Annotated in this window: 15 protein-coding genes and 1 riboswitch; of the genes, 2 read left to right on the top strand and 13 right to left on the bottom strand. The window is 32.3% G+C overall.

All coding sequences use genetic code 11. From position 1 onward, the window contains the following. The first annotated feature begins 156 nt into the window (after positions 1-156). A complete protein-coding gene (gene spoVV / locus QO263_RS11705; protein ID WP_285621554.1) occupies positions 157-1,467 on the top strand; it encodes a dipicolinic acid transporter SpoVV in 1,311 nt (436 codons plus the stop codon). Positions 1,468-1,495: 28 nt separating this feature from the next. On the opposite strand, the gene QO263_RS11700 is transcribed toward spoVV, so the two are convergent. The 6 genes from QO263_RS11700 to QO263_RS11675 form a co-directional block, all read right to left on the bottom strand. Continuing rightward, complete coding sequence (locus tag QO263_RS11700; protein WP_285621551.1) at positions 1,496-1,942, bottom strand: ATPase; 447 nt, start codon at positions 1,940-1,942, stop codon at positions 1,496-1,498. Between the two features lie 2 nt (positions 1,943-1,944). Further along, complete coding sequence (gene coaD / locus QO263_RS11695; protein ID WP_285621547.1) at positions 1,945-2,424, bottom strand: pantetheine-phosphate adenylyltransferase; 480 nt, start codon at positions 2,422-2,424, stop codon at positions 1,945-1,947. Next, positions 2,396-2,983, bottom strand: a complete 588-nt coding sequence (gene rsmD, locus QO263_RS11690; RefSeq protein WP_285621544.1) for a 16S rRNA (guanine(966)-N(2))-methyltransferase RsmD — start codon at positions 2,981-2,983, stop codon at positions 2,396-2,398. The genes coaD and rsmD overlap by 29 nt, the downstream gene beginning before the upstream one ends. A gap of 181 nt (positions 2,984-3,164) precedes the next feature. Further along, positions 3,165-5,237, bottom strand: coding sequence for an ATP-dependent DNA helicase RecG (gene recG / locus QO263_RS11685; protein ID WP_352168716.1), 2,073 nt, complete (start codon positions 5,235-5,237; stop codon positions 3,165-3,167). 95 nt (positions 5,238-5,332) lie between these two features. After that, positions 5,333-6,943 (bottom strand): DAK2 domain-containing protein, encoded by a 1,611-nt coding sequence (locus tag QO263_RS11680; RefSeq protein WP_285629288.1) that lies wholly within the window; start codon positions 6,941-6,943, stop codon positions 5,333-5,335. 45 nt (positions 6,944-6,988) lie between these two features. After that, positions 6,989-7,345: an Asp23/Gls24 family envelope stress response protein gene (locus tag QO263_RS11675; RefSeq protein ID WP_285621537.1), complete on the bottom strand. Its 357-nt coding sequence runs from the start codon at positions 7,343-7,345 to the stop codon at positions 6,989-6,991. 230 nt (positions 7,346-7,575) lie between these two features. Here QO263_RS11675 and rpmB point away from each other — a divergent pair, with 230 nt between their 5' ends. Further along, positions 7,576-7,767 (top strand): 50S ribosomal protein L28, encoded by a 192-nt coding sequence (rpmB, locus tag QO263_RS11670; protein WP_285621535.1) that lies wholly within the window; start codon positions 7,576-7,578, stop codon positions 7,765-7,767. A gap of 71 nt (positions 7,768-7,838) precedes the next feature. Here the strand turns inward: rpmB and QO263_RS11665 are convergent, their stop codons facing one another. The 7 genes from QO263_RS11665 to QO263_RS11635 form a co-directional block, all read right to left on the bottom strand. Continuing rightward, on the bottom strand, positions 7,839-8,027 hold the full coding sequence (locus QO263_RS11665) for a hypothetical protein (protein WP_285621533.1): 189 nt from the start codon (positions 8,025-8,027) through the stop codon (positions 7,839-7,841). Between the two features lie 89 nt (positions 8,028-8,116). Beyond that, positions 8,117-8,743 (bottom strand): thiamine diphosphokinase, encoded by a 627-nt coding sequence (locus QO263_RS11660; RefSeq protein ID WP_285621531.1) that lies wholly within the window; start codon positions 8,741-8,743, stop codon positions 8,117-8,119. A 13-nt stretch (positions 8,744-8,756) separates the two neighbouring features. Next, entirely contained in the window at positions 8,757-9,317 is a 561-nt protein-coding gene (gene thiT, locus QO263_RS11655) for an energy-coupled thiamine transporter ThiT (protein ID WP_285621528.1), read from the bottom strand. A gap of 88 nt (positions 9,318-9,405) precedes the next feature. Further along, a riboswitch (TPP riboswitch) is annotated at positions 9,406-9,508 on the bottom strand. Positions 9,509-9,553: 45 nt separating this feature from the next. Continuing rightward, entirely contained in the window at positions 9,554-10,201 is a 648-nt protein-coding gene (gene rpe, locus QO263_RS11650) for a ribulose-phosphate 3-epimerase (RefSeq protein WP_285621525.1), read from the bottom strand. 2 nt (positions 10,202-10,203) lie between these two features. Next, the gene (rsgA, locus tag QO263_RS11645; RefSeq protein ID WP_285621522.1) at positions 10,204-11,079 is read right to left on the bottom strand and encodes a ribosome small subunit-dependent GTPase A; all 876 of its coding nucleotides are present in this window, start codon (positions 11,077-11,079) and stop codon (positions 10,204-10,206) included. A 24-nt stretch (positions 11,080-11,103) separates the two neighbouring features. Continuing rightward, entirely contained in the window at positions 11,104-13,050 is a 1,947-nt protein-coding gene (pknB, locus tag QO263_RS11640; protein WP_285621514.1) for a Stk1 family PASTA domain-containing Ser/Thr kinase, read from the bottom strand. A 4-nt stretch (positions 13,051-13,054) separates the two neighbouring features. Beyond that, complete coding sequence (locus tag QO263_RS11635; RefSeq protein WP_285621511.1) at positions 13,055-13,798, bottom strand: Stp1/IreP family PP2C-type Ser/Thr phosphatase; 744 nt, start codon at positions 13,796-13,798, stop codon at positions 13,055-13,057. Between the last annotated feature and the right edge of the window lie 28 nt (positions 13,799-13,826).

Genomic DNA, 13,826 nt, shown 5'->3' with positions numbered 1-13,826 from the left:
TATAACCTAAAAATTGCATTTTTATTATCACATAGATACTATGGATTAACTATGTGATTGATGGCTTCATAGTCTTAGTTGAACTAGTACTAGTAACTATCATATTATCCAAGAGACCTCAATATAATATATCAGTATAGACATTGGAGGTCTATTATGGCTAATTATTTAGTTATACTTTTTTCTATTAGTATTGTTTTTTTTGCAATACACAAAATATACAAAAAAATAATAAATAGATTTGAAAACATAAAAACATACTTATTAATCCTGATAGTAGTATTCTTAGTTTCTTGTTTAATAATATATCCTAATAACACTATAAGTGCAGCATTTAATGGATTGGTAACTTGGTCAAGTGTTGTTCTCCCGTCTTTATTACCTTTTTTTATTGGTGCTGAAATACTTATAGGACTTGGCGTAGTGAATTTTATTGGGACACTATTAAATCCTGTAATGTATCCTTTGTTCGGAACGTCTGGAGAAGGCTCCTTTGCATTTGCTATGAGTATAACTTCTGGTTATCCAGTGGGAGTTTCTTTAGTTTCTAGACTTAGGAAGCAAAATATAATTAGTAGGGTTGAAGCTCAAAGACTTGTTTCATTTTGCAGCACCTCTGGGCCTTTATTTATGATAGGAGCAGTTTCTATAGGAATGTTTAAAAACTCCTCCATTGGTACTCTCCTTGCCTCTTCCCACTACTTAGGTGCAATAACTGTAGGATTACTTTTTAGAGGCTATGGTAAAGCTAAAATAAAAAATAAAAATAACAAAATATATAGTAATAGTAGCAATAACTACTTAAAAAATGCATTATCAGAACTAATTGCAGCTAGGAAAAAAGATGGAAGAAGCATGAGTATACTAATGAGTGATTCAATAAAATCTGCCCTTGAAGCAATGTTTATGGTTGGAGGATTTATAGTAATATATTCTGTGATCATAGAAATATTATTAACTACAGGAGTCATTAACCTTTTAGCAAGCTTCTTTAAGCTAATAATACCTATTAATTTGGATATTAAGCTTATAGAAGGTCTAATTAGCGGACTTTTAGAAATGACAAACGGCTGTAAATTAATATCTACAGCTAAGAACGCAAGTATTATCTCGCAATTATGTTCTGTAAGCTTTTTAATCGGATGGAGCGGTTTATCAATACATAGTCAAGCTATCAGCATGTTAAATAACACTGATATTAGTCCTAAGCTTTACATACTGTCTAAAGTTTTTCATGCTATGTTTTCTTCCATATACTGCTTCGTATTATATAAAATTTTCTTTAAAAACATTGTAGTGATGTCATTCTTATCAGAAAATTATAGTATACAAGAAAATTTATTTGAAAATTGGCTAAAAACTCTTAGATTTTCAATAGGCTTGGAATTTATTATATTAATGGCTATAATCGTCCTCTCAATTTTTATTGGAACTATATATAGTATAAGATCTTTATCTAATAAATAATAGGGCTCCTTTAGTAAGGAGTCCTTTATTACTTAAAGTTGTTCAATTCCTGTCTATTCTTTTCTAATGTACCTACAATATTTCTTAAATTCATTTCTACCTCTTTGAGAAGTCCGTCAGCATACTCTTTTGCTCCAATTCTCATTTCTTTAGCATTGCTTTGAGCCTTTGAAGTTATTTCTTCTGCTCTTTCGTATGCTTGTTTTGTAATCTCATGCTGTTCTATCATTTCTTCAATATGTAACTTTACTTCTTCAACCATTGTATCTGCTTCATTTTGCGCCTCTGCTAAAATTCTCTGTCTTTCCTCTTTAATCCATTCTGCCTGCTTTATTTCGTCTGGTAATTTTATTCTTATTTCCTTAATGATGTCTAACACATCGCCTTTATCTACTAAAGCTTTACCTGCAAATGGTATTGTTGAGCTACCTTCTATAATATCCTCAATTTCATCTAAAAGCTTTAATACGTCCATTCTTATACCCCCTTGAGTTTTTCTTTTATGGCTAGTTCCACCGTTTCAGGTACTAAACCAGTAATGTTTCCATTAAAGCTAGCAACCTCTTTTACAATACTAGAGCTCAAATAAGAATATTGGTTTCTTGCAATCAAAAAAAATGTTTCTGCATCATCATGAAGTCTATTATTCATTAGAGCCATTTGCATTTCATACTCAAAGTCTGAAACAGCTCTTAATCCCCTTATTATTAATTCTACCTGATTTTCCCTCATATAATCTACTAGTAGACCCGTAAATGAGTCAACCTCAACATTTTCCAAATTTTTCGTGACATCTTTCAGTAAATCAATTCTCTCTTCAACAGTAAACATATGTTTTTTTGAAGGATTATTTAAAACCAAAACTGTTATTTTATCGAACTTCTTGGAGCATCTTTTAATAATATCTAAATGTCCATTAGTAACTGGATCAAAAGTCCCCGGATAAATCGCCTTCATTGTTTAACCTCCCATAGATGTAAAAAGATATTGTAGTTCCTCCATATTTTCGTAAGTCTTTTTTTATTAAATTATTTATATATTCTGGCAAAACTAGTTTACTTTCATGCTCAACTATTATGATCCCTCTTTCATCAAGTATATTGCTATTGCTTATCTTCTCTATTATAGGTACTAAGATCCCCTTTTCATATGGAGGATCTAAAAAAATATAGTCAAACGCAATTCCTCTTAAACTCAAAGTATTTACTGCTTTTTCAGCAGTATTTTTATATACAAAAGCTTGAGCAACAAGCCTTGTCCTTTCTAAATTTTCTTTTATTGATTTGATACTGTTAATATCATTATCAATAAAATAACATCTACTAACTCCTCTGCTTAAAAACTCTATTCCTATATTCCCAGAACCTGCATAAAGGTCTAGAACTTGACTCTCATTATTTATATCACCTAAAATATTAAAGATGGATTCCTTTACTTTATCTGATGTAGGGCGAGTATGTAGTCCTTTAGGAGCAATCAACTTATTTCCTTTTGACTTCCCTGTTATAACACGCAATTGAATTCCTCCTCATTAGTAATTAATATTTTATCACAAAAACACTAAATTCTAAACAATTTATTATGTTTTTTGCAAAATACTCAAATGTTGTTATAATTATCCTGTCATTTCATCATAATTCCTTATAAATTTATCTGTCATACTAGTTAATAATAATTGTTGCGCTACTAGAACTATTTTAATTGAAGGATATCAGCTGTGATTCTTTATTGAATAGCTTTAGTATTCTTTCTTTTATAATTCTATAATCTTCTGATGTTAAATTAGGATCCTTCTCTAATATTTGAAACGCTATTTTTTGAGATATTTTCAAAGTATTTATATCAGAAAATAAATTAGCTATTTTTAAGTCAGGCAATCCATGCTGTCTTGTTCCAAAAAATTCACCTGGTCCTCTTGTTTGAAGATCCTTTTCTGCTATTAAAAAACCGTCATTTGTTTTCTCCATTATATGCATTCTTTCTTTAGAAATCCTGCTTTTACTTTCATTAACTAATATACAATAAGACTGATGATTTCCTCTTCCTACCCTTCCTCTCAACTGATGAAGCTGAGCTAATCCAAATCTTTCTGCATTTTCTATCAACATGATGTTAGCATTAGGCACATTTACACCAACTTCAATTACAGTAGTTGAAACTAAAACATCTATTTGTCCATTTTTAAATTCTGCCATTATATTATCTTTTTCAAGGGACTTCATCTGGCCATGTAGTAGTCCAAGGCGTAAATCATTAAAAGTACTGCTTTTTAAATTTTCGTATAATTCGTTAGCAGATTGTGCATTGATGCTATCTGATTCTTCAACTAACGGGCATACTATATAAGCCTGCCTACCTTTATTAACCTGTTCTCGAACAAATGAATAAGCTCTTTCCTTCATCTCTCCAGTAATTGCATAGGTCTTTATCTTTTTCCTCCCAGCTGGAAGTTCATCAATTATTGATACCTCCAGATCACCATATAATATCAATGCCAAAGTTCTAGGTATAGGTGTGGCAGTCATAACAAGTATATCTGGATTACTGCCCTTTAATGATAATGTAGCCCTTTGCCTGACTCCAAATCTATGCTGTTCATCAGTTATTGCTAATCCTAATTTATAAAAGCTAACATTTTCTTGCAATACAGCATGTGTACCAATAATTATATTTACTTCACCAGTCTCAATTCTACTCAATATGTCAGCCTTCTTTTTTCCAGCAATATTACTAGTCAATAGTTCACAGCAAATATTAAATTTATCAAGTAAAGTTTTTATACTCTCATAATGTTGAGTTGCTAGTATCTCAGTAGGCGCCATCATCACAGATTGATAACCTGAATTGAATGCCTTTAACATTGATAACACTGCAATAATAGTCTTTCCTGAACCTACATCCCCCTGTACAAGTCGATTCATTTGTTTAGGAGATTCCATATCCCTAGCAATTTCATTAAAAACCCTAGTTTGAGCTGATGTCAATTTGTAAGGAAGCAATTCCAAGAGTTTACTAGTTTCATCATTTTTAGAAAATATAATCCCTTTATTATTAACAATACTATTTCCCTTTATAATAAAAAGCCCTAATTGCAAAAATAGCAATTCTTCAAAAACAAGTCTTTCCTTTGCTTTTTTATAGGAAAACCTGTCCTCTGGAAAATGAATATTTTTGATGGCTTGATTAAATGAAAATAATCCTAATCTATCAATAATATTTTGTGGAATCGCATCTACGGTATAGCTTAAGTAAGTATCTATGGTCTGCTCAACTATTTTAGTCAATTCATTATTCGTTAGACCTTCAGTTAATTGATAAATTGGGACTACTCTCCCAATTTTTTTCCCACTTTCATTATATTTTTCATATATTGGATTCTGCATCTCTATTTGATTCCCTAATCTTTTTACTCTTCCACTTATGACAATAATGTCTCCCATACTAATATTATTTATTATATAGTCCTGATTAAACCAAGTTAAATACATAATACCTGTTTCATCTTTTACTGGTAACTTGATTATTGACATATTTTTTCTGGGCCTATATGTTCTAGGAGTACCACATATAATTACTTTTACATTGGCTTTTTCTCCATTTTCCAAGGTCGAAATCTTTTTTATCTCTCTTCTATCTTCATATGCCCTAGGAAAATTATAGAATATATCTTCAATAGTTTCTATGCCCATTTTACTTAATAATTTTGCTTTTTTTGGACCGACGCCCTTAATATATTGAACTGACTTCTCCAGTTTTTCCAAAGTAATCACCTCTATGCTTTACTATATATATTATACAAAAAATAAACAAGAATCCAAAGTCTATTACTTCGAATTCTTGTATTTAAAGAAATATAATCATCAAATTATTCAACCGAAATTAAATAATAATAGAGAGGCTGTCCTCCAAAAACCACTTCAATATCTAAATCCTCAAACTCTTCTTCAATTCTATTTGCTAAATCTGTTGCATCTTGCTCAGATAAGTTATTACCATAAAATATTGTTACTAGGCCATTATCGTCATTCACCATTGATTTAACTAAGCTAAAGGCTACTTCATGAACATTGTTACCAATCACTTCTATTTTACCATCATATATTCCCATAATATCATCTTTTTTTATTTCTTTTTCTTCCATGATTGTATCTCTAACTGAAAAAGTCACCTGACCAGTTTTTACTGATGCAATTGTGTCTTTCATGTTCTCAACATTTTCTTCCATGCTAAGCTCTTCATCAAAAGTAACTAAGGCAGCAATTCCCTGTGGTATGGTTTTGGTTGGTAATACTTCTACTTTCTTATTGCTCAACTCTTTTGCTTGGGTAGCGGCTAAAATGATATTTCCATTGTTAGGCAAAACAATAATATTTTCTCCATTTACCTTATCAATAGCATTAAGAATATCCTCTGTACTTGGATTCATAGTCTGTCCACCTGCAATTACATAATCAGCATTTAAATCATGAAATACATTGGAGAGCCCTTCTCCCATAGAAACAGTAATAAAGCTATATTTTTTACTTTCTTTTTGCACTGTATTTTCCATTGCTGCTGTAGTAGCAGTATCATCTATTAAATTGTTTCTATGCTGATATCTCATATTATCAATTTTAATATCTATAAGTTCACCATATTGTAATGCCTTTTGTAACACTCCACCAGGCTCGTTTGTATGGATATGTACCTTAATAATATTGTCTCCACCAACTACAAGCATAGAGTCTCCAAAGTCTACTATTTCATCCCTGAATACTTCATAATCTACTTTTGAATTATTGATTATAAATTCAGTACAGTAGCCAAATGTAATATCTCCATCAGCTTCTATAAAAGAATTAGCAGTATCATCCTTTGCTATTACATCATCTACTAATGTTTCCTCTTTACCAGTTAAAGCCTCCAATGCTCCTATGAAAATAGTGATAAGTCCTTTTCCACCTGCATCTACAACTCCTGCTTGCTTTAGTACAGGGAGCATTTCAGGTGTTCTAGCTAAAGCATCTTCGCCATGTTTAATAACTGTCCTAAGAAATTCTACCATATCCGTTTCCTGTTTTGATATATTTATAGCCATTTCAGCACTCTCTCTGGCAACAGTTAGTATAGTTCCCTCAATAGGCTTCATAACTGCTTTATAGGCTGTATCAGAACCAAGTTTTAAAGCCGTTGCAATTGCAGAGGTATCAATTTTATCGGTATCCTTTAACCCTTTTGCAAAGCCTCTGAATAATTGAGAAAGTATTACTCCAGAATTACCTCTCGCCCCCATCAAAGAACCATTAGAAGCAGCTGTGACAATTTTGTCTATGTCATCCGTTTCTAAGGTTCTTATTTGTTTAATAGCAGACTGCATAGTCAATGACATATTGGTACCAGTATCTCCATCGGGAACCGGAAAAACATTTAATGCATTGATAGCTTCTTTATTTTTTTCAAGACAGTTAGCAGCTCCAAAAAATAACTTTTTGAGCATATTTCCATCTATATATTGAATTTTCAATATTAGTACCTCCTTAGCCTACTTTTGTACTCTTACTCCCTGTACATTTATATTTACTTTTTCAACCTTTAAACCAGTCATACTTTCAATATTATATTTTACCTTATCTATAATATTATCTGCTACTACGGAAATTTTTGTGCCAAATTGCACTACTACAAATAGATCAACAACAATTCTATCTCCATCAGTATAAACCTTTACGCCTTTCTTTACATGCTCTTTCTTTAATAGTTCTACTAGCCCATCTGTAGCGTTTCTACTAGACATTCCAACTAGACCATAGCTTTCAATCGCTGCTAGCCCAGCAATAGTTTCTATAACGCTTTCATCAATATTTATTGAGCCATATTCATTGGTCAATTTACCTGCCATTTACAGTCCTCCTTTTATTTTAGAAAAGTGAATAAAGGATTTTATAGTTTTATTTTACATTATATTTGTATTATCTTCAACTTAAGAATAAATAATAATTAAAATAGGGATAAAAATATCTTTATATTGCAAAAAATACCTAGGATGTGATACAATAATATATGTTGATTTTATAAATATATAATAAATAATGATTATTAGCAAACCTAGGGTTTAAGGAGGTGTTTTATATGGCAAAGTTCTGCGAAGTATGTGGCAAGGGAAAAGTGTCAGGACACTTAGTAACTTTCTCAAATAAAAAGAGCAATAGAACTTGGTCTCCAAATGTACGTAGAATAAGAGCTATGGTTAATGGAACTCCAAAAAGAATTTACGTATGCACAAGATGTATCAGATCAGGTAATGTTGAAAGAGCATTATAATAAATGGCTTCCAGTGTAATGGAAGCCTGTCTGATTTTTTGTACATATAGTTAGTTGGATGTTCTATATCTCTAAAAAATTTTAAACAGAAACCAGCCCAAGCAAATAAATAGCAATCCCAGTGCAAAAATCCATGCTCTTATAGGTATTACTTGTATTATTATAATAACACCTAATATGGATAAGCCTATACCTATAATTTTTTTGATACTGCCATCAATGAAATGTCGTTTAAATTTATATCTTCTATATCTTCCCATATAGACACCCCTCATAAGGCTACTATTATATAGTATTCAATTTTTCTAAAAAACGTTACAAAAAAGCCAGCTATCGCTGACTTTCTTATTTAATCCCTTGATCTTATAACAAGGCATATTCCAGATTCTATTTCTATAAGCCCTTCTTCATCTTTTATTATATTGCTTACGCCTAATGTGGAACCAAAATTAAATTCTACAGAATTGGTATCATACTCGAATCCTTTAAGAGTAACCTTTGAATCAGTTAAAGGTATCACCGAAACAAAATGCCCATCTTTATTATCTAGCTTAAGTAGACTTTTTGTTATAAACATCTCATTGTGACTATCGACAATAACTGCATTAATATTTTGATTGACTAGCCTATATAAAATCAATATATTTGCTAGTGAATGATCCATACGACTGCCAGTAGCACCTAGTAAAGTAATGTCCGTAGCACCTTTATCTATTGCAAACTCTATTGCTAGTTCAGTATCTGATTTATCCTTATGTGTTGGATATTTCTCAAAGTTTACGCCCAATTTCTGAAAACTATTCAGAGCCTCTTCATCCAATGAATCTAAATCACCTATTATAGTGTCTGGAACAAGGTCTTCATTAAACAAATGCCTTGCACCACCATCAGCACAAATAACTATATCTGCATCATCAAAATACTTAGCTAAGCTGATATCGCTTAAATCTCCATTTGATATTATTAAAGCCTTCATTTAATCACTCTCTTTATTTAATCTCTCTTCTAATAGGCTTCCATAGCAATACAATAATTACAATAGATATTGCTAGTTCCAAAGATAGATAGCCTCCATTATATCCTAATGAATATAGCCATGAGTTTATGTCACCGGCATTTTCTGAAAAAAATACAACTCCAGCTAACACATGGCAAATAAACCTTCCAAATATGGCTAAAAATATTCCTATTACAACACCGACATACTCCATGGTCCTATTTCGAGGTTGAATGTTCTTTATGCTTCTGTAAAAACCGCTTAATCCTAACAACCCAAAAGCTATGGGATAGTCTAAAAGGAACTGGATTGGATGCACAATATAGGGTTCTAAAACTGCTTGAAGTATCCCATATACTATACCTACCAATATCCCAGGCAATGTACCCCACTTTATTCCAATAAGAATTATAGGTATCATGCTTCCTGCTGTTACAGAGCCTCCAAAAGGTGCCTTATAAACCTTTATCATACTTAATATTGTAGCTAATGCTATCATGATACCACTTTCAGCTAAAAACCTTACTTTTTCTTTTTTGACAATTGAAGCCATAAAAAAACCTCCCTTTATGTTTTAAAAATATTTACTAGGGAGGGATTAGTGTCCATTTAATTTTTCATAGCATAAAATGCAACAAAAAAATATTTTGCAAACACTTCCCTACGCTAGTATTAACTAGATCAGGTTTAAGGGTCGAAGCTAATTTGCCTCCTCTCAGCATAAATGCTCCCCTAGTGTAGATTATCCTGTTTGTCTACATTATATCAAGTATTTTAAAGAAAGTAAAGCTATACACTTTTAAACATTCTAGTAGCATAAACAATATCTTCACTATTAAATATGGCAGAACCAGCTACAAATATATTAGCTCCATAGGATTCTACCTCCTTGATATTGTCCAGCTTTATTCCACCATCAACTTGTATATCAATATTGAGGTTGCGACTATTTATCAGCTTTCTTAAGTCAATTATCTTATTCTTCATCTGATTTATAAAATATTGCCCCCCAAATCCAGGGTTAACAGTCATAATCAGAACCATATCTATTTCATCAATAATATATCTAATGGTCTCAATAGAAGTAGATGGGTTTAACGCAACTCCTGCTTTTATTCCAAAGCTCTTTATATACTGTATTGTCCTATGAAGGTGAATACATGCTTCTTGATGGACAGTAATAATATCTGCTCCTGCATCTACGAAATCCTTAATATATTGGTCTGGTTTTTCTATCATCAAATGCACATCAAAGGGTACAGTGGTAACCTTTTTCAGCATTTTAATTACAGGTGCGCCAAATGTGATATTAGGAACGAAATGCCCGTCCATTACATCTAGGTGAATAAAATCTGCTCCACCCTCCTCAACTAATTTGATTTGTTCTTCTAATTTACTAAAATCTGCTGATAAAATAGAAGGAGCTATTTTAATCATGTCTAGTACCTCCTGATTTCCTTTATTTCCTGTAGCATACTTAGGTAATTATCGTACCTAGATTTACTTATTTCACCATTATCAACTGCTTCCTTTACTGCACAACCAAGCTCCTTATTATGGCAGCATCCTGAAAACCTACAAAGGGTACTTTTTTCAGATATTTCAATAAAGAAGTTCTCAAGTTCCTCCTCTTCTAAAAAATCAATATCTAAAGTACTAAAGCCTGGGGTATCTAAAACCCATCCCCCTAAATCTAATTCAATAAGCTCTACATGCCTTGTTGTATGCTTACCTCTGCTAGTTTTCTGACTAATGTCACCAGTCTGTAGCTTTAAATTTGCCTGAATATTATTTAATAGCGTAGATTTTCCTACTCCAGATGGGCCTGCAAATACTGTAATTTTCTTTTTAAGCAAATTTCTTATTTCCTCAATGCCTTCCTTAGTTTTACAGCTAGTCTTTATAATTCTATAACCAGCCTTATTATAAACATCATAAATCTCATCTGCTTTTCCATCTAGGTCTAAATCAGATTTATTTATGCATATGATTACATCTAGTTTCTGATATGATGCTAGAAGCAAGAATCTATCTAAAAGCCATAGGTTAGGATCTGGTTTTTGTACAGCAAAGACTATCACAGCCTGATTTACATTTGAAACAGGAGGTCTTTTTAGTTCTGTAATTCTGTCAAGAATTTGTTCCACATATCCAGTATTATCCTCTTTATTTATCTTTATTAAAACCCTATCTCCTATAAGAGGGGTAATTTTACTCTTTCTAAAAAGTCCTCTTGCCCTACATTCATAAACTGTATCGTCTACTTTCACATAATAAAATCCACCTATACCTTTTATAATAGTTCCTTCTAGCATTAATCAGTCCTCCTAAAAATATAATTATATTTCATCTTTAAAGGTACCATCAAAATAAACCTCATATTTTGCACTTTTCTTTCCTTTGACTAAAACAGAGATAGATTCCTGTTTTGTACTGTGAACCTCATTATATATTACTTCTCTTTCACCATCTTGTATTCTATATATCTTTACCTCGACTTCTTCCCTATCCTTTGGAAGAATAATAGACAAATTACTACTTGTTAAATCCTCTTCACCTGTTCCCGTATCGTTAGTATTTGGTTCCTCAGTAACTTCTGGGCCATCACTTACAGTTAGGTTTATAGTTGCATTTTTTTCTACTTCTGTATTTGCTGTGAGATCCTGCCAAACTATTATACCTTTATCAACATTTTCATTATACTCATATTTTTTATTGACAATTAAGCCCAATGAAGTAAGCTGCTTTTCAGCTGTTTCTATATTATCTCCAATTACATTTGGCACCACCACATACTCTATCTCAGGGCCATCACTAACGACTAAGCTTACGGTAGAACCTACTACAGCCTTTTCGCCTTCTTCTGGAGTTTGGCTTATGACATAGTCCTTTGGAATGTCGCTTGGAACACGTTTGACAATGCTTTTCAGCTCTTTGCCCTCTAAAAGGATCTCTGCTTCATCTATATGCTTATTGACTACACTAGGTACATCAGTTTCTCTTGGCCCCTTACTCACTGTGACCTCAATAGGATAGCCTAATTTTACGATTTCTCCAGCATCAACACTTTGATCAACTACATGTCCTTCTTTATATTCTGAACTATATACTTCGTTTTTCACTTTAAACTTAAGACCCATTTCTTCTATTTTTGCTTTAGCAGCATCTTTGTGAAGTCCTACAACGCTAATGACCTTCACTTCCTGACCTTGTATCTGTCCTCTAAACCATAAAAATCCTGCTGTAAGCCCTATTGTCAATAATAAAGCTAACATAATTGCAGTCAGTGTAATAAATCTAGATGTTCCTTTTTTCTCATCCTCATGAATTTTATTATCACTACTATGCTTATCAGCTTTTTTTCTTTGGTTATTAACTAAGTCATTTCCATTTGAGCCAATCAAGGTATCATCTATTCTTGGAATTACTCTAGTAGGTGAATCATTAAAGCTGCTTATATGAATCTCATCGCTATTCTTTACTTTCTTTAAATCGCTTAATAGGAGTTTAATATCACTATATCTTAAGCTTTGATCTTTCTGTACACACTTCATAATTATGCTTTCTAGATTTTTAGGAATAGTATCATCAATATGTGATGGCGGCTCTATATCCTCTTGAATATGCTTTAAAGCAACAGAAATTGGACTATCTCCTTGAAAAGGAAGTCTTCCAGTTATCATTTCATACATAACTACACCTAAGGAGTAGATATCTGATTTTTCATCTGTATACCCACCTCTAGCCTGCTCTGGCGAAAAATAATGTACAGAGCCTATAACATTGCTTGTATTAGTTACAGTAGAAGTAGTAGCTGCTCTTGCTATTCCAAAATCGGTTACTTTAACAACTCCATCATCTGTTACTAAGATATTGTGAGGTTTAATGTCCCTATGAACTATATGATTTTCATGTGCATGACTCAATGCTTCAGCAATTTTAATCGCAATATCTAAAGATTCATCAATACTTAGCTTTCCTTTTTCTCTAATTAGCTGCTTTAATGTCTTACCATTAACATATTCCATTACAATATAATGAATATTATCTTCAACGCCTACATCATAAATGCTTACTATATTAGGATGAGATAAACTTGCAGCAGCCTGTGATTCTCTTCTAAATTTATTTATAAAATCCTCATCGTGTATGAATTCGGATCTCAATATCTTAACTGCAACAAATCTGTTTAATAATCTGCACTTGGCTTTATAGACTAAAGCCATGCCTCCTCCTCCAACCTTTTCAATGATTTCGTATCTATTACCTAATATTTTTCCAATCATGTCTTCACCTCTTTTCAACATATCTTATAATCATAACTGTTGTATTGTCAAAGCCACCTAGTTCGTTTGCGACATCTGTGAGCAAGCAGCAAGCATGTCGTAAGTCGCAACAGCTATTTAAAATTTCCCTTATTTTTAAATCAGCTACTAAATTAGTGAGGCCATCAGTACATAATATTATTACGTCATTAATATCAAGCTTTCTATTAATTATGTCAACCTTGATGTCATTATCTGTACCTAATGCCCTAGTAATAATATTTTTCTGCGGATGATTTACCGCCTCCTCAGTGCTGATGCTTCCATTTCTGACTAATTCAGCTACTAAGGAGTGATCTTGAGTCAGCTGATATAATTCCTGTTCTCTAAATAGATATGCTCTACTATCACCCATATGTCCTATAAATACTTCGTCATTGTATATGATTCCCAAGGTAATTGTAGTTCCCATACCTACATAGTTATCATTCTCCTTGGCTTCCTTTAGTATTCTATTATTAGCCTCCATTAAGGTTAGGTTTATAAACCTTGGAATATCAAGGCTACCCTGAATGATATTTTCTTTTTCTCTCTTGTAATTTTCTTTAATCGTATCAATGGCTAAGGAACTGGCTACCTCACCTGCATTATGACCACCCATACCGTCTGCTACTACAAACAAGGGCAGCCTGCTGTCATCTGAATAATAGTAAGAATCCTGATTAATATTTCTTACTTTTCCTATGTCTGAACATGCACAAATAAACATCTAAACACCTCACTTCACAAGATAATGT

Source organism: Proteiniborus sp. MB09-C3 (genome assembly GCF_030263895.1).
In the GTDB taxonomy this organism is placed as follows: domain Bacteria; phylum Bacillota; class Clostridia; order Tissierellales; family Proteiniboraceae; genus Proteiniborus.
This window is presented reverse-complemented; position numbering and strand designations above follow the sequence as displayed.